The following is a 24,339-nucleotide window of genomic DNA, read 5'->3' on the forward strand; positions in this document are numbered from 1 at the left end:
CGCCAATCGTGCACGACTGTTGAACGCTCGTTATCCCGGCGTAACCCTGGCGTGGGGCACATCACTCAGCGTGCCAGTGCCGACCGGTCCGGTGTCACGAACATCCGTTTCCGGCGGCCTCCGCCGGCTACCGCCAGAACACCGCCACAGCCGCCGTGACCAGGGTCAACCCGACGATCGCCAGGAAGTGACCCCGGGCCACCTGCGCCCGCTTCCGGGAGAAGAAGACCATGACGAAGATGAGCAGGGCCAGCACCAACTTGGTAACAAGCTTCGCGGGGGCCGGCTCGTCGCCGTCGCGCAGCGGCGCGGACAGGCCCACACCGGTCAACAACTGGATCACCGAGCCCCAGAGCATGGCCGGGTTGATCCGCAGCCGGCCGCTGAGGTACTGGGCGACGGCACCGCCGAGCAGCAGCGCGAACCCGATCAGATGGACGTAGAGAAGGACCAGTCGGAGAGCTTCCACGCCGGCCATCCTCCCCCATCAACGACACTTTGTAGTAGTTGCCCCGCCGGCTGAGTTCAATCCGTGATCTCGCCGCTTGCGCCACCCGGCGTCCCGGGCCGCCGGGCGCAGGGCCGCCGTCAGAGCCGCCAGACCTGGAAGGTCGGGCCGTCACCCGGCAGGGTCACCCCGCCGTCGGCGGCGGGCCGCAGCGCCGGGGCGCCCCCGTGGAGGTTCTCCCCCGCCGGGCCCGGAACGGTGGTCGGCAGGCCGGCCAGCCGGACCGGCGGGCCGGCCGCCCGCCGGGCCAGCACCAGCACCGCGCCGGTGGTCGCCTCGCGCAGGAAGACCAGCGTGTCGGCGTCGGCGTACACCCAGCGCAGGCCACCGTGCCGCAGCTCCGGGGTGTCCCGGCGCAGCGCCAGCAGCGCCCGGTAGGCGGCGAAGGTGCCGGCATCGCGTCGCTGCGGCCGGTGCCACGGCATCGGGGTACGCGAGGACTCGCCGTTGCCGCCGGTCAGGCCCCACTCGTCACCGGCGAAGACGACCGGGGTGCCGGGCAGGGTGGCGAGCAGCCCGGCGGCCACCTCCTGCCGGGCGGCGTCCCCGACCACGGTGCGGATGCGGGCCGAGTCGTGCGAGCCGAGCAGCTGCCACGAATGGGTGTACGACCGCCAGGAGATCAGCGACCGGAAGCTGTCCATGGTGGCGAGCACCGCGTGCGCGTCCCGCCGCCGCACCCCGCCCGGGGTGCCGAGGAAGTTCGGCACCGGCTCGCCGCCCCCGGCGTCCCCGGGACCGGTGCGCAGCCAGGACCAGACCGGGTCGGTGAAGCCGACGTAGTTCATCGTGCCGTGCCAGCCGTCGCGGTCCAGGTCACCGGTGTGGTCGTGACCGTGCTCGGCGAGCAGCAGCCCGTCGGCGCGGGTCTGCGTGACCACCTCGCGCAGCAGCCGCGCCACCTCGTGGGTGTACGCGTCCGCGCCCCGCCGGCCGGTCATGTTGGCCACGTCGACCCGCCAGCCGTCCAGCCCGTACGGCGGGCGCAGCCAGCGGCGCAGCAGCGAGTCCGGGTCGGTGGCGAAGCGGCGGCGCAGCTCGGCGCTGCCCCAGTTCAGCTTCGGCAGCGACCGCACCCCGTTCCACGACTCGTAGGTCGGCTCCCCGCCGCCGGTGGGCACGTCGAAGTAGTACAGCTCCCGCTCGGGGGCGTCGGCGTCGGCCAGGGCACGGGTGAACCACCCGTGCGCGTCGCCGGTGTGGTTGCTGGTGATGTCGCCGATCAGCCGCCAGCCCCGGGCCCGGACGGCGTCGGCCAGCCGGACCAGTGCCGCGTCCCCGCCGAGCAGCGGGTCGACGGTGTCGAAGCCGGCGGCGTCGTAGCGGTGGTTGGAGCGGGCCGGGAAGATCGGCGTCAGGTAGACGGTGTTGACGCCGAGCCGGTCCAGGTGGTCGAGGCGTTCGGTGATGCCGTCGAGGTCGCCGCCGTAGAACTGGCGTGGGGTCTGCGGGCCGTACCCGACGACCGGGGTGTCCCAGTCGCAGGGGACCGCCCAGTCCGGCGGGGTGCGCCCGTCGGCGGCGGCGGAGCGGGCGAACCGGTCGGGGAAGATCTGGTAGATCAGCGCGTCCCGGGCCCAGGCCGGCGGCGGCGCGTGGCTGACCAGCTTGAAGTCGCCGTGGTCGGGCACGTCGTGGTCGACCTGGCCGGCGGCGTTGAGCCAGCGGTAGCCGCCGGTCGCCCCGGTCAGCATGAACCGGTAGTTGCTGACCGGGTTGCGGACCTCGACGTCGGCCCGCCACCACACGTCGTGACCGTCCCGACGGTCGACGGTGGCCGCGACGAAGCGCGGCTCACCGTCGCCCGTGGTCCGGACGTGCACCTGCCGGACGTCGACGCCCTCGGGCACCCGGACGAACACCGGCACCCGCTGACCGAGGACGGGTTCCTGCTCGGGCACGTACAGCGCCGAGCCGTCGTGGTGCGGCGACAGGGACATGGCGTGGCCTTTCGATTCAGCCCTTGACCGCCCCGGCGGTGAGGCCGGAGACGATGTAGCGCTGGAGGAGCTGGAAGACCAGCACGGTGGGGACCGCGGTGAGCAGGGTGCCCGCCGCGAAGATGCCGAAGTTGTTGTTCCGCTCCCCCGCGACCAGGCCGAACATGCCGACCGCGAGGGTCTTGGACCCGGGATCGGTGAGGAACACGTTGGCGATCATGAACTCGTTGATCGTGCCGATGAACGACAGCAGCGCGGTCACCGCCAGGATCGGCGCCACCAGCGGCAGCATGATCCGGAAGAAGACCTGGGCGTGGCTCGCGCCGTCCATGGTGGCCGACTCGTCCAGTTCGCGGGGCAGGGTGTCGAAGAACCCCTTCATCAGCCAGGTGTTCATGCCCAGCGCGCCGCCCATGTAGAGCAGGAACAGGCCCCACGGGGTGTTGAAGCCGATCGACGGCCACAGGTCGGTGACCCGGGTGAAGATCAGGAAGATCGCCACGATAGCCAGGAACTGCGGGAACATCTGGATCAGCAGCAGGGTCAGCAGCCCGAACCGCCGTCCGGCGAAGCGCATCCGGGAGAACGCGTACGCCGCCAGCGAGGACAGGAAGATCGACGCGAAGCTCGCCCCGCCCGCGATGAGCAGCGAGTTGAGGAACCAGCGGGCGAACTCCGTCCGCTCGAACAGGTTGCCGAAGTTGGTGAGCGACGCCCCGGTGGGCAGCAGCTCGGTCGACGAGAGGGTGCCGAGCGGGTTGAGCGCGGCGGAGAGCACGAACAGGATCGGGAAGAGGCTGAACGCCACCGCCAGCAGGCCGACCACGTGCCGCCAGCCGACCTGGGTGAGCCACCGGCGCCCGCGCCGGCCGGCGGCCTTCGGGTGGGTCGTCACGAGTAGACCTCCTCCTGCTGGCGGGTACGCCGGAAGCTGACCGCCGACACCGTGGCCACGATCGCGAAGATGAAGATCGACACCGCGGCGGCCAGCCCGAACTCGGCGCCCTGCGCGCCGAAGGCCAGCCGGTAGGTGTACGTGATCAGCAGGTCGGTGGCCCCGTTGGTCGGGTTGTCCGGCGCGAACGGGCCACCCTCGGTGGTCAACCAGATCGCGTTGATGTTGTTGAAGTTGTACGCGAACGACGCGATCAGCAGCGGCGAGAGCGCGACCAGCAGCAGCGGCAGGGTGACCGCCCGGAACGACTGCCAGGGCGACGCGCCGTCGACCGAGGTGGCCTCGGTCAGCTCCTTGGGGATCGCCTGGAGCGCGCCCGTGGTCACCAGGAACATGTACGGGTACCCGAGCCAGAGCTGCACCAGCAGCACCGCCAGCCGGGCCGACCAGGCCTCGCCGAACCAGTCGACGCCGAGCCCGAACAGGTTGTTGACCAGGCCGAAGTCGGTGTTGAACATGTCCCGCCAGACCAGCAGCATCGCGAACGACGGCATCGCGTACGGCAGGATCAGGAAGACCCGGTAGAGGTTGGTGCCCCGCATCCGGGGCGAGTGCAGGGCCAGCGCGATGGCCATGCCGAGTCCGAAAGTGAAGCCGGTGGAGCCGATCGCGAAGGCGAAGTTCCACAGCAGGGTGCCGAAAAACGGGCCGGAGATGTCCGGGTCGGTGAGCACCCGGGCGAAGTTCTTCAGCCCCACTCCGACCTGCCAGCCCTGGGCGAGCCGCTCGCCGTCGGCGGCGACGAAGGAGCCGGTGTCCGGGTCGGCCGTCCAGGTCCTGCCGGTCTCGTTGTCGGTGACGCAGTCACAGCCCCGGTCGTACGCCCGGACGGCTTTGCCCTCGTAGGCGCGGGACAGACCGGTGGAGCGCACCGCGCCACCGGGGGTCGGCACGACCAGGGCGGTGATCTCCTCGCTGCGTACGCTGGCCTGACCGACGTTGAGCACGGTGTAGCCCTTGGCGGCGGTGACCCGGCCGCTGGCGGCGACGGTCACGTCGGCGGCGTCGAGCGGGCGCAGCCCGGCGGCGTCCCCGGCGGAGACCCGGCCGGTCCCCGGGTCGGTGAGCAGGAAGACCAGTGGCCCGGTGGCCGGGTCGCCGGTGGTGGCGATGGCGAGGGCGTACTCGGCGGAGCCGGGGACCTGCTTGACCGAGGAGGTCTCGATGGCGACGACCGCGTCGGCCTTGGAGCCCCGGTGGCCGTCGCCGAAGTTGGTGAACGCGGTGCTCGCGGTGTAGAGCACCGGGAAGACCTGGAAAGCGATCAGGAAGATCGTTCCTGGCACCAGGTACTTGGCCGGGATGTGCCGGCGGGTCAGGTAGAGGTAGCACAGGCCGGCGGTGGTGGCCGCCAGGATGGCGAGACCGACCCAGAGCCGGGCGGCGACGAGCGGGAAGGCCGCCCAGATCGCGATCCCGGCCACCAGGCCGAGCAGGACCACCTTGACGGCGAGGCCGGTCGCGGTGACCGGCGTGTGCTGGCGCGCGGCACGGGAGGTGTCCGGGGGCCCGGAGCGCGCGGGCCCCCGGCCCGGGGCCTGCGGGGCAGGTCCCGGGCCGGACAGCGTGCTCATTACTTGATCTGGCCCGAGATCGTCTTGCCGGCTGCGGTGACGGTCTTCGCCGGGTCGGCACCGCCGATGACGGCGGCCTCGGCCTTGCCGAACGGATCCCAGATCGCGGCCATGGCCGGGATCGCCGGCAGCACCTGGCCGCCCTTGCCCGCCTCGGAGAACTTGGCGAGGTCCGGGTCGGTGCCCTTGACCTGGTCGAACGCGGCGGTCAGCGCCGGCGGGCGGGGCTCGGCCTGATAGAGCGCCACGGCCAGCTCGGGGGTGGTCACGTAGTTGGTGACGAACTCCTGGGCCAGCGCCTTGTTCTTGCCCTTGGCGGCGACGTAGAACGCCTGGACGCCGACGAACGGCTGGGCCTGCTTGCCACCGGCGAAGCCGGGGACCGGGGAGATGTCGTAGGAGATGCCGGCCTTCTTGGCGTCGGCGATCGCCCACGGGCCGGAGACCAGGAAGGCGCACTTCTTGCCGGTGAAGGTGGCGATGGAGTTCTCGCCGGTGATGGAGCGCTTCAGCGCGCCGTCGCCCTTCTCCCCCAGCTTCGCGATCTTCTGGAAGGCCGCGACCGACTCCGGCTTGCCCACGCCCAGGTCCTTGGGGTCGTAGTCGCCGTTGGCGGCGGTGCCGAAGAGATAGCCGCCGGCCGAGGTGTACAGCGGGTAGATGTGGTACGCGTCGCCGTTCTGTCCGGACTGGAGGCAGAGGATCTCGCTGGCCTTCTTGTCGGCCTTGAGCTTCTTGCCGGTGGCGACCAGGTCCTCGATCGTCTTCGGCGCCTCGGGGGCCAGCGCGGTGTTGCGGATCAGCGCGATGTTCTCGGTGGCGTAGGGGACGCCGTAGAGCTGCCCGTTGAACGTGACCGCCTTGATCGCGGTCTCGTTGAAGCCGGACTTCTGCTCGGCGGCGAGCTGCACCGGGTCGATCGCCCCGTTCTGCACGAGGTTGCCGATCCAGTCGTGCGCGCCGACCACCACGTCCGGGCCGCTGCCCTGCTGGGAGGCGGTGACGAAGTTGGTCTGGAGGTCCTTGGAGACGGCCTGCACCTCGACGGTGACGCCGTTCTCCTGGCCGAACTTGTCGGCGAACGGCTTGAGGGCCGCGGTCCGCTTGTCGTCCGCCCAGATGACGAGCTTGCCGCTCGCGGCCGGGGAGGTGGCCTTGGCGGCCGGTTCGTCCTTGCTGTTGTCGCCGCCGCAGCCCGACGCGGCGAGCGCCAGGCCGAGAACGGTGACCACACCCGCGGTACGGATGCGCATCGGTACTCCTGTCGTCATGACGGGGCCGGCCACCTGAGGAAGGGCGGCCTCGCCGTAGGAAACTCTGCAAGTTCTTGCTGACCGGCGTCGGGAAGGCCGCGCCGCTGCTGTCGCGTGTTGCCGGGACGTTAGCAATAGGTTGCAGATATTGGAAGGGCTTGCAGAGACGTACGCAAGAACTTGCCCTTGGGTTAAAGTTCCGCCATGCGCGCTCGACTGTCCGACATCGCCCAACAGGCCGAAGTCAGCGAGGCCACGGTGTCGCGGGTGCTCAACGACCGCCCCGGCGTGGCCCCGGAGACCCGGCAGGCCGTCCTGACCGCCCTCGACGTGCTCGGCTACGAGCGCCCCGCCCGGCTGCGCAAACGCAGCGCCGGGCTGGTCGGGCTGGTGGTGCCGGAGCTGGAGAATCCGATCTTCCCGGCCTTCGCCCAGGTGATCGAGTCGACGCTGGCGCAGAGCGGCTTCACCCCGGTGCTGTGCACCCAGACCCCGGGCGGGGTCACCGAGGACGAGTACGTGGAGATGCTGCTCGACCGGCAGGTCTCCGGCATCGTCTTCGTCTCCGGCCTGCACGCCGACACGGCGGCCAACCACGACCGGTACCGCGCGCTGATCGCCAGGCCGCTGCCGGTCGTCATGATCAACGGGTACGCCCCGGGCATCGCCGCGCCCTTCGTCTCCTGCGACGACCGGGAGGCCACCGAGCTGGCCGTGGCGCACCTGGTCGCGCTCGGGCACCGGCAGATCGGCCTGATCACCGGGCCGGACCGGTTCGTGCCGGTGCAGCGCCGGGTGGCCGGCTTCCGGGCCGCGATGACCCGGCTCGGCACCACCGGCGGCGACCTGGACGCGCTCGCCGAGCTCTCGCTGTTCGGGGTCGAGGGCGGCGAGGCCGCCGCCGGCCGGCTGATCGAGCGCGGGGTCACCGGGATCGTCTGCGGCTCCGACCTGATGGCGCTCGGCGCGGTGCGGGCCGCCCGGCAGCGCGGCCTGTCCGTGCCCGGCGACCTGTCGGTGGTCGGCTACGACGACTCGCCGCTGATGGCCTTCACCGACCCGCCGCTGACCACCATGCGGCAGCCGGTGGCCTCGATGGCGGTGGCCGCCGTCCGGGCCCTGGTCGACGAGATCAACGGGCACGCCGCGCCGCACTCGGAGTACCTGTTCCGCCCGGAGCTGGTGGTCCGCGGGTCGACCGCGGTGGTACGCCAGACGGGCACCGGCCGGCAGCGCCCGGCACCGCCCGCCCTCGCCGTCCCCGCCTGAGCCCCCGCCGCCGCCCGGCCGCGCTCCCCCGTCTCCCGGCGGAGGGGACGCGCCCACGAACGACCCGCCCCGAGCGCCGGTGACGGACGTCATTTCTTGCGCAAGGCATGCTTGACTCTTGCAGCATCCGGCCGGCATTCTCTCCACACCCGCGTCCGTCACCCACCGCCGCGCGGGCACCGCCGTCCCGCCACAGAACGGGGATCTCCGCCGATGACCGCCACCGACCCCACGCCGCTGGCCTCCGACGACGACTGGTGGCGCGCCGCGGTCGTCTACCAGGTGTACGTCCGCAGCTTCGCCGACTCCGACGGCGACGGCGTCGGCGACCTCGGCGGCATCCGGCAGCGGCTGCCGTACCTGCGTGACCTCGGGGTGGACGCGCTCTGGCTGACCCCGTTCTACACCTCGCCGCAGATCGACGCCGGCTACGACGTGGCCGACTACCGCGACGTCGACCCGCTCTTCGGCGACCTCGCCGACTTCGATGCCATGATCACCGACGCGCACGCGCTGGGCCTGCGGATCATCGTGGACCTGGTGCCCAACCACACCTCCAGCGCGCACCCCTGGTTCACCGCCGCCCTCGCCGCCGGCCCCGGCTCCCCCGAGCGGGCGCGTTACCTGTTCGCCGACGGCCGGGGCATCGACGGCGAGTTGCCCCCCAACGACTGGGAGAGCATCTTCGGCGGCCCCGCCTGGACCCGGCTGCCCGACGGCCAGTGGTACCTGCACCTGTTCGACCCGGCGCAGCCCGACCTCAACTGGCGGCACCCGCAGGTGCGGGCCGAGTTCGAAGACGTGCTGCGGTTCTGGCTCGACCGGGGCGTCGACGGGTTCCGGATCGACGTGGCCCACGGCATGATCAAGGCGGAGGGGCTGCCGGACGTCGGCTTCAGCTCGATGACCACCGGCCGCCGCCAGTCGGAGTTGCTCGGCAAGGGCCGGCTGCCCTACTTCGACCAGGACGAGGTGCACGACATCTACCGGGCCTGGCGACCCATCCTGGACAGCTACCCCGGCGGCCGGATGGCGGTCGCCGAGGCGTGGGCGGAGACCCCGCAGCGGCTCGCCCGCTACATCGGCCCGGACGAGCTGCACCAGGCGTTCAGCTTCGACTTCCTCGACGCCACCTGGTCGGCCGACTCGTTCCGCAAGGTGATCGACACCGCCCTGGCCGAGGCGACGATCGTCGGCGCGCCGACCACCTGGGTGCTGTCCAACCACGACCGGCAGCGGCACGTCACCCGCTACGGCGACGGCGAGGTCGGCCTGCGCCGGGCCCGCGCCGCCGCCCTGCTCATGCTGGCCCTGCCCGGCTCCACCTACCTCTACCAGGGCGAGGAGCTCGGCCTGCCCGAGGTGCTGGACCTGCCCGACGCGCTCCGGCAGGACCCGGCGTTCCTGCGTACCGGGGAGAGCCGTGACGGCTGCCGGGTGCCGATCCCGTGGGGCGGCGAGCTGCCCCCGTACGGCTTCGGGCCGGACAGCAGCGAGCTGAGCTGGCTGCCGGCCCCGGCCACCTGGCGGGCCCTGTCGGTGGCCGCCCAGACCGGGACGCCCGGGTCGACGCTGGAGCTGTACCGGGCCGCGCTGCGGGTCAGGCGTACGCACCCGGCGCTGTCGGCCACCGCCGGCCCGGTGCTCTGGCAGGAGACCGGGCCCGGGGTGCTGGCGTTCCGCCGCGACGCCGACGACACCGCGCTGACCTGCGTGGTCAACCTCAGCGGTGCCCCGGTCCTGATCGACGGGTACGGCCACCCCCTGGTGGCCAGCGCCGACCTCACCGAGCAGGACGCCGGACACGTCCTGCCGGTGGACGCAGCCGCGTGGTTCGAACGGCGCTGAGCCGGGTAACCCGCCATTGACCTGGTCGTCCGTTGTGCCCCGCGCCGACGGGCGGCTGGGCTGCCGACCCCTTGTGGTGGGGGGTGAAGGTGGCACCGGCACCCCCGGGGAGGTCCGCTTCCCGGGGGTGCCGGTGCACCACCACGCACACCGGCGTCACCCGCCCCGTCACCGGCCGCGCAGCAGCCCCGCGATCCGCCCGAAGCCCGCCCGCACCTGCGCCTCGGTCGGCACGGGCGGTGGCTGCGGCCGGTCGGGCCCGGCGACCGGCTCGTCCGCCTGCTCGTCGAGGACGTCCTGCTCGTCGAGGACGTCGTCGAAGTCCCCGTAGAGGTCGGCCGCGGAGATCCGGGCCTCCTCGTCGGCGGCGGCGAGCTGCGACGCGGCGATCTCGCCCCGGATCTCCTCGGCCGACAGCGCCGGCACCAGCGGTTCGACCACCGCCATGAACCGTTCGTCGGCCACCACCGCCTCGGCCAGGGCCAGCGCGTGCGGTCGCTCGTACGGCCCGCAGACCACGGGTTCCCATTCGGCCGGATCGGCGAGCGGGCCGAACGTGATGATCCAGGGCAGGGTGAGCAGCGGCGAGTCGTCCGGCAGGTCCAGCGTCACGAGTGCGCCCACCGGCTCATCATGGTCGTTCCGGCCGGCGCACCGGGCGGCATTTGCCCCATTCATCTTTTCCGACGACTGTCGGCATCCTGCTTTCCCTCCGGGCGGCCCCACCGTCGACCCCCCGACCGTCCTCCCGACCCCAGCGCCGGCCGGGCCGGGATCGACGACGCGGGCTCACGCCGGGGGTGGACCGTCCAGGGCGGCGCGGACCAGGGCCAACGCCCGGTCCGGCGGCACGCCCAGCCGGGTCGCCTCCTCGGCGTACCGGGCCGCCGCCCGCTGCAACCGGTCGACCGCGTCGTCCCGCCCCGGGGCGACGAAGCTGCCGTGCCGGCCCCGGGTCTCCAGCAGCCCGGCCGACTCCAGCTCCCGGTAGGCGCGGGCCACCGTGTTCACCGCCAACCCCAACTCGGCGGCGAACTGCCGCACCGGGGCCAGCCGGGTGCCGACCGTCAGCCGGCCGTCGCCGATCATCGCGGCGAGCTGCGCCCGCACCTGCTCGTACGGGGGCACCGGGGAGCCCGGATCGATCTCGACAGGCATCAGCCCGCTCCGCCCGGCGTACCCGGATCGGTTTCGGTGTCGACGTCGGCCTCGACGTTGACCTGCCGCATCACCGCCCCCTCCGACAGGTCGACCACCCGGCCGTGCCGGCTGGTGGCGGCCAGCGCCGCACCGAAGAGCACCAGTTGGTTGAGCAGGTAGAGGTAGAGCAGCACGGCCACCGCGCCGGCCACCACCGCGTACGCCGGGTTCCGCTCGGTCCGCACGATGTAGAACCGGCCGACGGTGTTGAGCAGGGTGATGCCGACCGCGACCAGCAGCACCACCGGGCGCAGCCGGCGGCGGCTCATCCGCAGCCGGGGCACCGCCACCAGCAGCGCCGTCGCCAGCACCGCGTTGACCAGCACGCTGAGCACCGCGCTGACGGTGGTCAGCCCCACCGACCCGGTGGCCCGCAGCAGGAACCGCAGCACCGACTCCAGCGCGTCCACCGCCGCCACCGAGATGCCCAGCATGACGAAGACCAGCAGCAGCACGCCCAGATCCACCAGCCGCCGGACCACCAGGTTGCCCGGCTGCTGGTTGAAGCCGTACATCAGCCGCTGCGACGACCGGATCGCCTCCACCCAGCCGATCCCGGTGAAGAACAGGATCACCAGGCCCACCACCCCGACCGCGTTGCTGCTCTCGGCGATCTGCTGCGGGTCGAGGAAGGGCAGGTTGTCCCGCAGGAACTCCGCCACCGCGTCGGAGACCTCGTCGTTGTCCTCCAGGATCGCCCCGAACACCGAGTACGCGACCAGGGCGAGGGCGAACACGGCGAAGAAGCCGTAGTAGGCGATGGCAGCGGCCAACCGTCCGCCCAGCACCTCGCCGTAGAGGTCGACCGCCCGCCAGAGGTGGTCGAGCCGGGGCCACCGGTGCCGGGCCACGGTGACCCGGCGGTCGATGCCGGCCGTCCACCGGCCCCACGCGTCCACCACGTCATCCTCGCCGATCTGTCGTCACCGGTGCCGACCAACAGGCGGTCGGCGGAAGCGGGTGCCGGCCACCAGCGTCCCACCGGCGGGCGGGGTGCCGCAGCGGGGGCACCTCCGGCCGGCCACGGGACGGGTCAGCCGCCGAGCCGGAAGTCCCGGCGCGGCTGCCACCGGGTCTCACCGCTGTGCGAGAAGAGGGTGAAGCTCTCCACCTCGAACATCGCCGAGAAGTCGGCGAGATCCTCGTAGGCCCGGTCCAGCGCCTCCGGGGCGACGTCCTGCGCCACGGTGACGTGCGGGTGGTACGGGAAGCGCAGCTCCCGGTGCAGGTGCGGGGCGGCGCTGATGGCGGCGGCGAGCAGCTCGCACTCGCTGATCCCGGCCGCGACCGCGACGAAGACCACCTGGGTCACCGGCCGGAACGTGCCCGTCCCCCGCAGGTGCAGGGTGAACGGCAGGTGGGCGGTGGCCACCTCGGCCAGGTGCGCCTCGACCGACTCCAGCGCGGCCAGGGGGATCTCGGTCGGGCCGAGCAGGGTCACGTGCGCCGGGACGACCTGCGGGTCACCCGTCTGCACCCGGCGTCGGGTGAGCAGCCCGCCCCACGGCTCCGGGATGTCCACCGCGATCCCGATCTGGATGGTCTCGCCGGCCACCGGTATCCCGTCGCTGCGATCCACGCTCCGCGCCACCCCTCCGGCCATCGTCTCGACCCGTACCGCCGACCCGCCCACCGTTACGCCACGGGGGCCGACGCCAGGAACCCGACCCGCTCGTACGCTGTACGCAGCGTCGGCACGGTCACCGCGCGGGCCTTCTCCACCCCGACGGCGAGCAGCTTGTCGAGCTGCGCGGGGTCGTCGAGGTAGGCCCGGGTGCGTTCCTGGATCGGGGTGACGAACTCACGGACCACCTCGGCCAGCTCCTTCTTGAGATCGCCGTAGCCCCGGCCCGCGTACGCGGCCACCAGGTCGTCGATGCTCCGGCCGGACAGGGCGGAGTGGATGGTGAGCAGGTTGGACACCCCGGGCTTGGTCTCGGTGTCGAAGACGATCTCCCGGCCGGTGTCGGTGACCGCCGAGCGGATCTTCTTGGCCGAGCGGGCCGGGTCCTCCAGCAGGTCGATGATGCCGGCCGGGGAGGACGACGACTTCGACATCTTCGCCGTCGGCTCCTGGAGGTCGGTGATCTTGGCAGTGTCCTTCACGATGTGCGGGGCGGGCACCGTGAAGGTCGGCCCGAACAGCGAGTTGAACCGCTGGGCCAGATCCCGGGAGAGTTCCAGGTGCTGCCGCTGGTCCTCGCCGACCGGCACCGCGTCGGCCTGGTAGAGCAGGATGTCGGCGGCCTGGAGGATCGGGTACGTGAACAGGCCGACGCTGGAGCGCTCGCTGCCCTGCTTCTGCGACTTGTCCTTGAACTGGGTCATCCGGCTCGCCTCACCGAAACCGGTGATGCAGCCCAGCACCCACGCCAACTGCGCGTGCTCGGGCACCTGCGACTGGACGAACAGGGCGCTGCGCTCCGGGTCGATGCCGACCGCGAGCAGTTGCGCGGCGGCCACCCGGGTGCGCTGGCGCAGCACCGCCGGATCGTGCCCGGCGGTGATCGCGTGCAGGTCGACCACGCAGTAGAACGCCTCGTGGGTGTCCTGCAACGCCACCCAGTGCCGCACCGCGCCCAGGTAGTTGCCGAGGTGGAACGAGTCGGCCGTCGGCTGGATGCCGGAGAAGACGCGGGGGCGGGCGGGAGCGTCGGACATGCCGGCAATTCTGTCAGCAACCCCGGGCGTCCGTCATGACGGGCCGGCGGGTCGGCTCGCCGCCGGTTCCACCGGGGCGGTGACCTCCCGTCCCGCCGCTTGCGACCACCCGGGCGGACCGGTGGCCGGCACCCCCGGCGACGCGGTGACCGCCGGCCCCGGCGGCGCGGTGACCTCGCGTCGTGGCTCGGGCAGGCGGGCGGTGGAGACCGCGACCCGGGACACCCGACGGCCGTCGAGGGCGAGCACCCGCAACAGCCAACCGTCGGCCGGGGCGGCCGGCGGCGGGTCGGCCGGCGCGGTGACCGGCACCTCGTCGCCAGCCACCGGGAGCCGGCCGAGCGCCGCCATCACGTACCCGCCGACCGTCTCGTACGGGCCGGCGGGCAGCGGCACCCCGGTCCGCTCGGCGAAGTCGGCCAGGTTGAGTCGACCGTCGACCACGGCGGGCAGGCCGGCCGACGCCGGCTCGGGTGGGCCGGCGTACTCGTCGTGGATCTCCCCGACCAGTTCCTCGATCAGGTCCTCGCAGGTCACGATGCCGGCGGTGCCGCCGTACTCGTCGACCACCACGGCGAGGTGGTGGCCCTCGCGGCGCATCTCGGTCAGCGCGGCGAGCACCCGCTTGCTGCCGGGCAGCCGCTTGACCTCCCGGCTCAGCCGGCCCACCGTGGTCGACGGGTCCAGGTCGGGGCGGAGCAGCACGTCGCGCAGGTGCACGAAACCGACCACGTCGTCGTGGGTGCCGTCGACCACCGGGTACCTGGTGTGCGGGTCGATCCGGACCAGGCGTTCGGCCTCGGCGAGGGTCAGCCCGGCCGCGAGGAAGACCACCTCGGTGCGGGGCATCATCACCTCGCGGACCAGGCTGGCCCCGGCTACCAGCACCTCGTCGATGATCCGCCGTTCGTCGGGGTCGAGGACGGTGTTCGCGGCGACCAGGTCGCGTAGCTCGTGCTCGCTGATCCGTTCCCGGCCGGCGGTGGGGCTGGCACCGAGCAGGTCGGTGACGAGCCGGGTGGCGCCGTCGGCGGCCCGGACGACCAGCCGCGCGACGCTGCGGGCCACCGGCCCGGGTACGCGCCGGCTCCGCCCCGGCGCGCGTCTCCGGGGCCCGGGACCACCCGCTTCCCGCATGGAAGTGATGGTAGGGCCGACGGACCCGGCCGGTGGGCAATGTGCGGATCTGTTCAATCATGAAGGTTCATGATGGGATGGGGTTGACCCCGCGACGCACAGCGCGGCGACAGCACGCGGCCGTAGGGTGATCACGAACGGCCGCAGCGGGCGCGGCCAGGCAGGAGGACCGACGTGAAACTGCTCGTCACCGGCGGCGCCGGCTACATCGGCAGCGTGGTGACCCGGATGCTGCTCGACGCCGGACACCAGGTGACCGTCCTGGACGACCTGCGCACCGGCCACCGGGCGGCGCTCGCCCCCGACGCCACCCACGTCGACCTGCCCGTGCACGAGGCGGCCCAGGTGCTCACCCCCGACGCCGGCTTCGACGGGGTGCTGCACTTCGCCGCGCTGATCGCCGCCGGCGAGTCGATGGTCCACCCCGAGCGGTACTGGCACGCCAACACGGTCAGCTCGATCGCCCTGGTCGACGCCGTCCGGGCCGCCGGGGTGCCGCGCCTGGTCTTCTCCTCCACCGCCGCCGTCTACGGCAACCCGGTCGAGCTGCCCATCCCGGAGACCGCCGTCAAGGCCCCCTCCAACACGTACGGCGCCACCAAACTCGCCGTCGACCTGGTGCTCACCTCCGAGGCGACCGCACACGACCTCGCCGCCGTGTCGCTGCGCTACTTCAACGTCGCCGGGGCGTACCTGCGCGACGGCCTCGCCATCGGCGAACGGCACGACCCGGAGACCCACCTCATCCCGATCGCCCTCGACGTCGCCGCCGGCCGCCGGGAGAAACTCCAACTCTTCGGCGACGACTACCCCACCGTCGACGGCACCTGCGTCCGCGACTACATCCACGTCGAGGACCTGGCCCGCGCCCACCTGCTGGCGCTCACCGCCGCCGTGCCCGGCCGGCACCGCATCTACAACCTCGGCAACGGCAGCGGCTTCACCAACCGGCAGGTCGTCGACGTGGTCCGCGAGGTCACCGGCCACCCCGTGCCGGTCGAGACCGCCCCCCGCCGCGAGGGCGACCCGGCCGAACTCGTCGCCTCCTCGGCGCTGGCCCGGCAGGAACTGGGCTGGGTGCCCGAGAAACCCACCCTCACCGACATGGTCGGCGACGCCTGGGCGTTCTACCGCGCGCACGTGCTGGGGCAGTCGTGACGGGCCGGCCCGACGTCGCCGACCGCGCCACCGCCGGCTTCACCTCCGGGTACGACGCGACGCCCGCCGGACGCTGGGCGGCACCCGGACGGGTCAACCTGATCGGCGAGCACACCGACTACAACGACGGATTCGTGCTCCCCTTCGCCCTACCGCTGCGTACCGTGGTCGCCGCCGACCCGCAGCCCGGCGAACGCTGGACGGTCCGCTCGGAGATCAGCGACCGGCCCGTCGATTTCGGAGCCGCCGAGGCCGACGCACCCGGCCGGGTCGCCGGCTGGGGCGGCTACGTCGCCGGGGTCGTCTGGGCCCTGCGCGGGGCCGGGTACGCCGTCCCCGGCGTCCGGCTGGCCGTCGCCTCGGACGTGCCGCTCGGCTCCGGGCTGTCCTCCTCGGCAGCCCTGGAGGCGGCGGTGCTCGCCGCCCTGGCCGACCTGGGCGGGCTGGACCTGCCCGCCGAGCGCCGGCCCCGGCTGGCCCAACGCGCCGAGAACGGCTACGTCGGCGCGCCGACCGGCATCATGGACCAGTCGGCGGTGATCCGCTGCCGCGCCGGCCACGCCCTGTTCCTCGACTGCCGGGACGAATCCGTCGACCACGTCCCGTTCGACCTCGACGCCGCCGGCCTGGCCATCCTGGTGATCGACAGCCGCGCACCGCACCGGCACGCCGACGGCGAGTACGCCTCCCGCCGCGCCTCCTGCGAACGGGCCGCCGACCTGCTCGGCGTGCCCGCCCTGCGCGACGTGCCGGTCGCCGACCTCGACGCCGCACTCGGGCGGCTGCCCGACGACGAGACCCGACGCCGGGTCCGGCACGTGGTCACCGAGAACCAGCGGGTGCTCGACACCGTCGCCCTGCTGCGCGCCGACCGGGTCGCCGAGATCGGGCCGCTGCTGACCGCCTCGCACGCCTCCATGCGGGACGACTTCGCGATCACCGTCCCCGAGGTCGACACCGCCGTCGAGGCGGCGCTCGCGGCCGGTGCGCTCGGTGCCCGGATGACCGGCGGCGGCTTCGGCGGCTGCGTCCTCGCCCTGGTCGAGGCGGCGGCTGCGGAACCGGTGGCGGCAGCCGTCCGGGCCGCCTACGCCGAACGAGGCTTCACCGCCCCCGACACCCTCACCGCCCTCCCCGCCCCCGGCGCCACCCGCCTCCCCTGACCCACCCCGGCCCCACTCCCGCCCCCGCTCCTACCCCCCGTTCGGGCGCCGGTGATCAAGAGGTTTACGTCAATCCATCAACGAAACCTGACGCAAATCTCTTGATCACCAAGGCACAGCCGGGCGGGTGGGCGGGCATGCTGGTATGCGGTGATCAAGAGCTTTGCGTCATCCGTCGAGCGGAAACTGACGCAAAGCTCTTGATCACCGAGAGCCGACAAGGCAGGGTGGGTCAGGCGGTGTCGACGATCATGCCGGCGGCTACGGTGCGGTTCGTGGCCTCGTCGATGATGATGAAGCCGCCCGTGGTGCGGTTACGGCGGTACTCGTCGGCCAGCAACGGGACGGTGGTCCGCAGCCGCACCCGGCCGATCTCGTTGAGCCGCAGCTCGGTGGCGGTCTCGTCGCGGTGCAGGGTGTTGACGTCGAGCCGGTAGTACAGGCCGCGCACGATCGTCCGGGCCGTCCGCGTGGTGTGCTTGATGGTGTACTTGCCGCCGACCTGGAGCGGCCGGGTCTCGTCCATCCAGCAGACCATCGCCTCGATGTCCTGCGAGACGGTCGGTGCGTTGTTCGGCCGGCAGATCATGTCGCCGCGCGAGATGTCGATCTCGTCGTCGAGGCGGACGGTGACCGACATCGGGGGGAACGCCTCGTCGACGGGGCCGTCGGCGGTGTCGATGGCGGCGATCCGGCTGGTGAACCCCGACGGCAGCACCATCACCTCGTCGCCGGGCTTGAGCACCCCGGAGGCGACCTGCCCGGCGTAACCCCGGTAGTCGGTCACCGTGGTCGACTGCGGGCGGATCACGTACTGCACCGGGAACCGGACGTCGACCAGGTTGCGGTCCGAAGCGATGTGCACGTGCTCCAGGTGGTGCAGCAGCGACGGGCCCTCGTACCACGGCATGTTCTCCGACCGGGTGACGATGTTGTCGCCACGCAACGCGGAGATCGGCACCACGGTCAGATCCGGCGCGTCGAGTTTCGCCGCGAAGGCGGTGAACTCGTCGGCGATGCGTTCGAAGACCTCCTGGGAGAAGTCGACCAGGTCCATCTTGTTGACGCACAGCACCAGGTGCGGCACCCGCAGCAGCGAGCACAGGAACGCGTGCCGCCGCGACTGCTCCACCAGCCCCTTACGGGCGTCCACCAGGATCAACGCCAGATCGGCGGTGGACGCGCCGGTGACCATGTTGCGGGTGTACTGGGTGTGCCCGGGGGTGTCGGCGATGATGAACTTCCGCCGGGGCGTGGCGAAGTACCGGTACGCCACGTCGATGGTGATGCCCTGTTCCCGCTCGGCCCGCAGACCGTCGGTGAGCAACGCCAGGTTGGTGTACTCGTCGCCCCGGGCCGCGCTGACCGCCTCCACCGCGGCCAACTGGTCGGTGAACAACGACTTCGTGTCGTACAGCAGCCGCCCGATCAGGGTCGACTTCCCGTCGTCCACACTGCCTGCCGTGGCGAACCGCAACAGGTCCATCGGCCGGGCCTCGACCTCGGGCGACACCGTCTCGGTGCTCATCAGAAGTAGCCCTCCCGCTTGCGGTCCTCCATGGCGGCCTCGCTGACCCGGTCATCGCCCCGGGTGGCACCCCGCTCGGTGATCCGCGTCGCGGCCACCTCGTCGATCACCTTCTCCACCGTGTCCGCGTCCGAACGCACCGCCGCCGTGCAGGAGGCGTCGCCGACCGTGCGGTACCGCACCCGGGCCTTGAACTGCTGCTCACCGGCCCGGGGCCGGAAGAACTCGTTGACGGCGTAGAGCATGCCGTCGCGTTCGATCACCTCGCGGTCGTGCGCGTAGTAGATCGACGGCAACGGCACCCGCTCCCGGGCGATGTAGTGCCAGATGTCCAACTCGGTCCAGTTCGACAACGGGAACACCCGGATCGACTCACCCGGATGATGCCGACCGTTGTACAACGACCACAACTCCGGCCGCTGGTTCTTCGGATCCCACTGCCCGAACTCGTCCCGGAACGAGAACACCCGCTCCTTCGCCCGCGCCTTCTCCTCGTCCCGCCGCGCCCCACCGAACAACGCGTCGAACCGGTGCTTCTCCACCGCGTCCAACAACACCGGCGTCTGGATCCGGTTGCGCATCCCGTCACCCGACTCACGGACCGTCCCGGCGGCCAGGGCGTCGGGCACGCTCGCCACCACCAGGTGCAGCCCCAGTTCGGCGACCCGCTGGTCGCGGTAGTCGAGCACCTCGGGGAAGTTGTGCCCGGTGTCCACGTGCATCACCGGGAACGGGATGTTGGCCGGGGCGAACGCCTTCTGCGCCAGCCGCAACATCACGATCGAGTCCTTGCCACCGGAGAAGAGCAGCACCGGCCGCTCCATCTCGGCGACCACCTCACGCATCACGAAGATGCTCTCCGCCTCCAACTCGTCGAGGTGGGAGACCTGGTAGAAGCGGCCGGGGGCGGTCATGCCACGGGCTCGATCGGCGCGGATCCGTACATGGATTCCAGACCTTTCCGGTCGGACAAATCAAAAACAGCGCTCAGGCTACCCGGAATGCCTCTGCAGCGCTGCAAGCAACCGGCTGGCGAGATCCTTGCGGCAGACCAGCAGGTCCGGCAGGCGCGGATCCGCCTCGTTGTATCTCAGCGCAGAACCGTCGATTCGGGAAGCGTGCAGCCCGGTGGCCGTCGCCACAGCGATCGGGGCCGCCGAGTCCCACTCGTACTGGCCGCCCGCGTGGATGTAGGCGTCCACGTCACCGGTCACCACCGCCGCGATCTTCGCCCCCGCCGAACCCATCGGCACCAACTGCGCGCCCACGTCCTCGGCCAGGGCGGTCAGGAACGCCGGCGGCCGGCTCCGGCTCGCCGCCAACCGCAGCGTACGGTCGCCCGAGGTCGCCGCCTCCACCGTCATCGGCGGGTACGCCGGCGGATAGTCGGTACCCAGCACCCGGTGCTGGGCCGGCAACCCCACCGCCCCCGCCACCAGACCGTGCGGCGTCGGCGCGTTGCGCGCCCAGAGCGCCACGTGCACCGCCCAGTCGGCGCGGCCCTCCTCGGAGAACTCCCGGGTGCCGTCCAACGGGTCGATGATCCACACCCGGTCGGCGGTCAACCGGGACACCCCGCCCGCGGTGCCCACCAGCCGCGACCCCTCGTCCTCCTCGGAGAGGACGGCGTCACCGGGTCGCCACTTCGCCAGCTCGCTGCGGATCAGGTCGTGCGAGACCTTGTCCCCGGCCGACTTCAACGCCGCCGCGTCCGCGAACCCCATCTCGGCCCGCAGCTCCAGCAGGGCCTGCCCGGCCCGGTCCGCCAACCAGCGGGCGAACGCGCCGTCGATCATCGGAGGACTGCCCACGAACTCGCTCCCGTCGCCTACCACGGCCCGCGCGGGGTCGCGCCACGCCAGAACGCGCAGACTACCGCCCACCCGGGCAGGCCACGAGTACGCCCCCGCGACTCAGACCCCGTGGTAAGCGTTCTGGGTCGGCTCGACCCCCTTGGTGACCACCGACTCCACCACGTCAGCGGCCCGGTCGACCAGGAACTCCAGCTCCTTGCGCTCCGCGGCACCGAAATCCGACAGCACGAAATCCGCCGGGTCCTGCCGCCCCGGCGGCCTGCCGATGCCGAACCGCACCCGCACGTAGTCCTTCGTCCCCAGCGACTTCGACATCGACCGCAGGCCGTTGTGCCCGCCCTCACCGCCGCCCAGCTTGACCCGCAGCTGCCCGTAGGGGATGTCCAGTTCGTCGTGCACCGCGATCACCCGGTCGGCCGGGATCTTGTGGAACTGGGCCAGCGCGGCCACCGGCCCACCCGACAGGTTCATGTACGTCTGCGGCTTGAGCAGCACCAGCTTCGGCCCACCGAAACCGATCCGCCCCTCGGCGACGTCCGCCACCACCCGCTTGTACCGCCCGAACCGCCCACCCAGCCGTACGGCGAGCAACTCGGCGACCATGAAACCGACGTTGTGCCGGTTCCCGGCGTACTCCCGACCTGGATTGCCCAGGCCGACCACCAGCCACGGCCCCGTCTCGTCCGTCACGTCACGTCCCTCCCGCTCGCCGTCTGCGCGCCGACCGTGCCCCGATACGCCGGCAGGCGCCCCCGCGACGGGAGCGCCTGCCGTGAACGATGCGACCGGTCAGGCCTCGGTCTTCGCCTCGGTGCTCTGCTCGCCCTCGGCGGCCGGAGCCTCGGCGCCCTCGGCGGTCTCCGCACCCTCGGCGGCCTCGGCGGCTTCCTCGGCCTCCGTCGCCGGGGTCTCGACCTCAGGCAGGGTGGCCTCCAGCTGCTCGGCGGTCGGGGCGGCGGTCACCGAGGCGACCGTCTGCTCCGCGTCGGCGACAAGCTCCACACCCGCAGGCAGCTCGACGTCAGCGGCGGTGACCTGACTGCCGGCCTCCAGACCCTCGATCGACGCCTCCAGGTGGTCCGGCACCTTGGTGGCGTCGGCGGTCACCGAGAGGGTGTCGTGGTCGTGCACGATCAGGGTGTCCCGCGCGGCCTCACCGGTCAGCTGCACCGGAACCTCGACGGTGACCTTCTCGCCCCGACGGACCAGCAGCAGGTCCACGTGCTCGAAGCTGTCCCGGATCGGGTCACGCTGGATCGCCTTCGGCAGCGCCAGCACCTGGGTGCCGTCGCTGACCTCGATCGCGAAGAGCTGGTTGGCGCCGCCCTTACGGATCGCGGCGGCGAACTCCCGCGCCGGGAGCGCGATGTGCTTGGGCTTCTCGCCGTGACCGTACAGCACGGCGGGCACCTTGCCGGCCCGACGGGTACGACGGGCACCACCCTTGCCGAACTCCGTACGGGGCTCGGCGCTGATCTTTACCTCGGACACGGGGAAACTCCTGATGCTAACGCTACGGCGGCTTGTCGTCTGGCGGTGCTGGGGCGAGGGGCTCGCTTGGGGCTCATGCGTCATGAACGACTGCCCGGAGCACCGCGTCGATGACGGTGCCTCCGTGCGGCGCTCGATCAGCGGCCCGCCGGGCACCCTCGCCGTGGCAACCGCACCAGTCTACCCGAGGTCTTTCCGCGCCTTCCGGCAGTCCCCCGGGTCCGCGCGTCAGCTCAGGCCACCGAAGAGGGTGGTCACCGACCCGTCGTCGAAGACCTCCCGGATCGCCCGCGCCAGCAACGGCGCGATCGACAACACGGTGAGCTTGTCCAACTGCTTGTCCGGCGGCAACGGCAGCGTGTTCGTCACCACCACCTCGGTGATCGGGCTGTTCTTCAGCCGCTCGGTCGCCGGGTCGGACAGCAGGGCGTGGGTGGAGGCCACCACGATCTCCGCCGCACCTGACTCCTTGAGGATGTCCGCCGCCTTGGTGATCGTCCCACCGGTGTCGATCATGTCGTCGACGATCAGGCACACCCGGCCCTCGACCTCACCGACCACCCGGTTCGCCACCACCTGGTTCGGCTTCAACGGATCCCGGGTCTTGTGGATGAACGCCAGCGGGCAGCCACCCAGGCGGTCGGTCCACCGCTCCGCCACCCGTACCCGGCCCGAGTCCGGCGCCACCACCGTCATCGGCCGGCCGGCGAACTTGTGCTCCACGTACTCGGCGAGGATGTCCATCGCGAACAGGTGGTCCACCGGGCCGTCGAAGAAACCCTGGATCTGCGCGGTGTGCAGGTCGACGGTGAGGATCCGGTTCGCCCCGGCCGTCTTGAGCAGATCGGCCACCAGCCGCGCCGAGATCGGCTCCCGCCCCCGGTGCTTCTTGTCCTGCCGGGAGTACGGGTAGAACGGCAGGACCACGGTGATCCGCTTCGCCGAACCCCGCTTCAACGCGTCGATCATGATCAGGGTCTCCATGACCCAGGTGTTGACCCCGTGCGTGACGGACTGCACCACGAAGGCGTCCGAACCACGCACCGAGTCCCGGAACCGTACGAAGATCTCACCGTTGGCGAACTCGTACGCGTCGGAAGGGGTCGGCGCCACGCCGAGCACCTCACCGATCTCCTTGGCCAACTCCGGAAAGCCACGTCCGGAAAAGAGCATCAGGCTCTTGCGGTTTTCGGCGACGATGCTGCCCATGGGCCCGTCTGCTCCCGTTGGTCGGTGGTGCCCGGCTGCGGTGGGCCGGGGCTACTCGGTTGCAGTATGCCCCGACCTCGGCGACCCTCACACCGTCTCGGCACCCCCGTGGATTGCCTCACCTTCACTTGCCGACACCGGCCCACCCGACGCATCCTCACCGGCCGTCCGGGCCTGCTCGGCGGCCCGCGCGGAGACCGTGCCCGGCCGGTTACGCAACACCCATCCCTCGATGTTGCGCTGTGGCGCCCGGGTCACCCCCAACGCCCCCGGCGGCACGTCCTGACTCAACGCGCTGCCCGCCGCCACGTACGCCCCCGCGCCCACCTCGACCGGCGCGATCAGGTTCGTGTCACAGCCGACGAACGCACCGTCACCCACCACCGTGCGGTGCTTGTTCACCCCGTCGTAGTTCACGAAGATCGTCGCCGCGCCGATGTTCGCCTTCGCCCCGATCGTCGCGTCCCCCACGTACGACAGGTGCGGCACCTTCGCGCCCGGCCCGACCTCGGAGTTCTTGACCTCGACGAACGTGCCCACCTTCGCCTTCTCGGCCAGCCGCGCCGCCGGCCGCAGGTAGGCGTACGGGCCGACGCTCGCCCCCGCGCCCACCTCGGCACCGGTGGCGTGGCTGCGCAGCACGGTCGCCGCCGGCCCCACCACCGTGTCGATCAGCGTGACGTCCGGCCCGACCACCGCCTCGGCCCCCACCACCGTCGTGCCGCGCAGCTGGGTGTTCTGGTCGAGCACCGCGTCCCGCTCGACGGTGACGGTCACGTCGATCCAGGTGGTCGCCGGGTCGAGGATCGTCACCCCGGTCCGCATCCACGCCTCGTTGACCCGGTCGCGCAACAGCCGACGCAGCCCGGCCAGCTCCACCCGGTCGTTGCAGCCCAACGTCTCGACATGGTCGGCGGCCACGTGCACACCCACCGGCTCGCCGGCCGAGACGAGCAGCCCGAAGACGTCGGTGAGGTACTCCTCGCCCTGGTCGTTGTCGGTGGAGAGCTTGCCCAGCGCGGCCCGCAGCCGGGCCACGTCGAAGGCGTAGATGCCGGCGTTGATCTCCCGCAGCGCCCGCTGGGCGGGGGTCGCGTCACGCTCCTCGACGATCTGCTCCAGCCGGCCGGCAGCGTCCCTGACGATCCGGCCCAGCCCGGTCGGGTCGGGCACCTCGGCGGCGAGCACCGTGGCCGCCGCGCCCTCACCCTCGTGCGCCGCGACCAGCGCATCCACCGTCCCGGTACGCAGCAGCGGCACGTCCCCGTTGATCACCACGACGGTGCCGGCGGCCTCCGGCACCGCGTCCAACGCGATCCGTACGGCGTGCCCGGTGCCGAGCTGCTCGGCCTGGAGCACGGCGGTGGCCTCCGGGGCGACCTCGGCCAGGTGGGCGCGGACCTGCTCGGCCCCGTGCCCGACCACCACGACGGTCCGGTCCGCGCGCAGCGGCCCGGCCGCGGCCAGCACGTGACCGAGCAGCGTCCGGCCGAGCAGTGGGTGCAGCACCTTGGGCAGCGCCGACTTCATCCGCTTGCCCTCCCCGGCGGCGAGCACGACGACGGTACGGCGGTGGGGCTGGGACACGGGTGGGCTCCCGTCGGGGAAGGCGAACAGTCTCGCCGCCATGC

The 24,339-nt window shown here is 72.0% G+C and carries 22 protein-coding genes; 4 read left to right on the forward strand and 18 right to left on the reverse strand.

Annotated elements, in window-relative coordinates; translation table 11 throughout:
- Nucleotides 1-127: 127 nt before the first annotated feature.
- The 5 genes from ACN267_RS20310 to ACN267_RS20330 all read right to left on the reverse strand — a co-directional run bounded on the left by ACN267_RS20310 (nucleotide 128) and on the right by ACN267_RS20330 (nucleotide 6,230).
- Nucleotides 128-469 (reverse strand): hypothetical protein, encoded by a 342-nt coding sequence (locus ACN267_RS20310; protein WP_204956376.1) that lies wholly within the window; start codon nucleotides 467-469, stop codon nucleotides 128-130.
- A gap of 119 nt (nucleotides 470-588) precedes the next feature.
- A complete protein-coding gene (locus ACN267_RS20315; RefSeq protein WP_421489369.1) occupies nucleotides 589-2,448 on the reverse strand; it encodes a glycoside hydrolase family 13 protein in 1,860 nt (619 codons plus the stop codon).
- A gap of 16 nt (nucleotides 2,449-2,464) precedes the next feature.
- Nucleotides 2,465-3,343 (reverse strand): sugar ABC transporter permease, encoded by an 879-nt coding sequence (locus ACN267_RS20320; RefSeq protein ID WP_204956374.1) that lies wholly within the window; start codon nucleotides 3,341-3,343, stop codon nucleotides 2,465-2,467.
- A complete protein-coding gene (locus ACN267_RS20325; protein WP_421489370.1) occupies nucleotides 3,340-4,977 on the reverse strand; it encodes an ABC transporter permease subunit in 1,638 nt (545 codons plus the stop codon). The genes ACN267_RS20320 and ACN267_RS20325 overlap by 4 nt, the downstream gene beginning before the upstream one ends.
- On the reverse strand, nucleotides 4,977-6,230 hold the full coding sequence (locus ACN267_RS20330) for a sugar ABC transporter substrate-binding protein (protein WP_204956372.1): 1,254 nt from the start codon (nucleotides 6,228-6,230) through the stop codon (nucleotides 4,977-4,979). Before ACN267_RS20330 ends, ACN267_RS20325 begins: the two co-directional genes overlap by 1 nt.
- A gap of 204 nt (nucleotides 6,231-6,434) precedes the next feature.
- Between ACN267_RS20330 and ACN267_RS20335 the strand changes: the two genes are divergently transcribed.
- Together ACN267_RS20335 and ACN267_RS20340 are read left to right on the forward strand one after the other, a co-directional pair.
- A complete protein-coding gene (locus ACN267_RS20335; RefSeq protein ID WP_421489371.1) occupies nucleotides 6,435-7,499 on the forward strand; it encodes a LacI family DNA-binding transcriptional regulator in 1,065 nt (354 codons plus the stop codon).
- A 213-nt stretch (nucleotides 7,500-7,712) separates the two neighbouring features.
- Complete coding sequence (locus ACN267_RS20340) at nucleotides 7,713-9,347, forward strand: glycoside hydrolase family 13 protein (protein ID WP_204956370.1); 1,635 nt, start codon at nucleotides 7,713-7,715, stop codon at nucleotides 9,345-9,347.
- A gap of 168 nt (nucleotides 9,348-9,515) precedes the next feature.
- Here ACN267_RS20340 and ACN267_RS20345 read toward each other — a convergent pair whose 3' ends face one another.
- The 6 genes from ACN267_RS20345 to ACN267_RS20370 all read right to left on the reverse strand — a co-directional run bounded on the left by ACN267_RS20345 (nucleotide 9,516) and on the right by ACN267_RS20370 (nucleotide 14,345).
- Nucleotides 9,516-9,971, reverse strand: a complete 456-nt coding sequence (locus tag ACN267_RS20345) for a hypothetical protein (RefSeq protein ID WP_421489372.1) — start codon at nucleotides 9,969-9,971, stop codon at nucleotides 9,516-9,518.
- A gap of 165 nt (nucleotides 9,972-10,136) precedes the next feature.
- Nucleotides 10,137-10,505: a GntR family transcriptional regulator gene (locus ACN267_RS20350; RefSeq protein WP_204956368.1), complete on the reverse strand. Its 369-nt coding sequence runs from the start codon at nucleotides 10,503-10,505 to the stop codon at nucleotides 10,137-10,139.
- Nucleotides 10,505-11,416 (reverse strand): YihY/virulence factor BrkB family protein, encoded by a 912-nt coding sequence (locus tag ACN267_RS20355; protein ID WP_281903241.1) that lies wholly within the window; start codon nucleotides 11,414-11,416, stop codon nucleotides 10,505-10,507. Before ACN267_RS20355 ends, ACN267_RS20350 begins: the two co-directional genes overlap by 1 nt.
- A gap of 164 nt (nucleotides 11,417-11,580) precedes the next feature.
- Nucleotides 11,581-12,150, reverse strand: coding sequence for a 2'-5' RNA ligase family protein (locus ACN267_RS20360; protein WP_204956366.1), 570 nt, complete (start codon nucleotides 12,148-12,150; stop codon nucleotides 11,581-11,583).
- Nucleotides 12,151-12,182: 32 nt separating this feature from the next.
- On the reverse strand, nucleotides 12,183-13,208 hold the full coding sequence (trpS, locus tag ACN267_RS20365; protein WP_204956365.1) for a tryptophan--tRNA ligase: 1,026 nt from the start codon (nucleotides 13,206-13,208) through the stop codon (nucleotides 12,183-12,185).
- A 33-nt stretch (nucleotides 13,209-13,241) separates the two neighbouring features.
- Nucleotides 13,242-14,345: a hemolysin family protein gene (locus tag ACN267_RS20370; RefSeq protein ID WP_421489373.1), complete on the reverse strand. Its 1,104-nt coding sequence runs from the start codon at nucleotides 14,343-14,345 to the stop codon at nucleotides 13,242-13,244.
- Between the two features lie 228 nt (nucleotides 14,346-14,573).
- Between ACN267_RS20370 and galE the strand changes: the two genes are divergently transcribed.
- Both galE and galK read left to right on the forward strand, forming a co-directional pair.
- A complete protein-coding gene (gene galE / locus ACN267_RS20375; RefSeq protein ID WP_421490459.1) occupies nucleotides 14,574-15,503 on the forward strand; it encodes a UDP-glucose 4-epimerase GalE in 930 nt (309 codons plus the stop codon).
- Complete coding sequence (galK, locus tag ACN267_RS20380; RefSeq protein WP_204956362.1) at nucleotides 15,500-16,666, forward strand: galactokinase; 1,167 nt, start codon at nucleotides 15,500-15,502, stop codon at nucleotides 16,664-16,666. Before galE ends, galK begins: the two co-directional genes overlap by 4 nt.
- 232 nt (nucleotides 16,667-16,898) lie before the next feature.
- Here galK and cysN read toward each other — a convergent pair whose 3' ends face one another.
- The 7 genes from cysN to glmU all read right to left on the reverse strand — a co-directional run bounded on the left by cysN (nucleotide 16,899) and on the right by glmU (nucleotide 24,337).
- A complete protein-coding gene (gene cysN / locus ACN267_RS20385) occupies nucleotides 16,899-18,194 on the reverse strand; it encodes a sulfate adenylyltransferase subunit CysN (RefSeq protein WP_281900647.1) in 1,296 nt (431 codons plus the stop codon).
- Nucleotides 18,194-19,108, reverse strand: a complete 915-nt coding sequence (gene cysD, locus ACN267_RS20390; protein ID WP_281900649.1) for a sulfate adenylyltransferase subunit CysD — start codon at nucleotides 19,106-19,108, stop codon at nucleotides 18,194-18,196. Before cysD ends, cysN begins: the two co-directional genes overlap by 1 nt.
- A gap of 78 nt (nucleotides 19,109-19,186) precedes the next feature.
- Nucleotides 19,187-19,990 carry a 3'(2'),5'-bisphosphate nucleotidase CysQ gene (locus tag ACN267_RS20395; RefSeq protein ID WP_281903247.1) on the reverse strand — a complete coding sequence of 268 codons (804 nt, stop codon included), beginning with the start codon at nucleotides 19,988-19,990 and terminating at the stop codon, nucleotides 19,187-19,189.
- Between the two features lie 117 nt (nucleotides 19,991-20,107).
- Nucleotides 20,108-20,698: an aminoacyl-tRNA hydrolase gene (gene pth / locus ACN267_RS20400; RefSeq protein WP_204961949.1), complete on the reverse strand. Its 591-nt coding sequence runs from the start codon at nucleotides 20,696-20,698 to the stop codon at nucleotides 20,108-20,110.
- Nucleotides 20,699-20,797: 99 nt separating this feature from the next.
- Complete coding sequence (locus ACN267_RS20405) at nucleotides 20,798-21,499, reverse strand: 50S ribosomal protein L25/general stress protein Ctc (protein WP_204961948.1); 702 nt, start codon at nucleotides 21,497-21,499, stop codon at nucleotides 20,798-20,800.
- Nucleotides 21,500-21,727: 228 nt separating this feature from the next.
- Entirely contained in the window at nucleotides 21,728-22,708 is a 981-nt protein-coding gene (locus ACN267_RS20410) for a ribose-phosphate diphosphokinase (RefSeq protein WP_088647399.1), read from the reverse strand.
- An 87-nt stretch (nucleotides 22,709-22,795) separates the two neighbouring features.
- Nucleotides 22,796-24,337, reverse strand: coding sequence for a bifunctional UDP-N-acetylglucosamine diphosphorylase/glucosamine-1-phosphate N-acetyltransferase GlmU (gene glmU / locus ACN267_RS20415; protein ID WP_204961947.1), 1,542 nt, complete (start codon nucleotides 24,335-24,337; stop codon nucleotides 22,796-22,798).
- Between the last annotated feature and the right edge of the window lie 2 nt (nucleotides 24,338-24,339).

It is taken from the genome of Micromonospora sp. WMMD734 (assembly GCF_049178975.1).
Taxonomy (GTDB): Bacteria; Actinomycetota; Actinomycetes; order Mycobacteriales; family Micromonosporaceae; genus Micromonospora; species Micromonospora wenchangensis.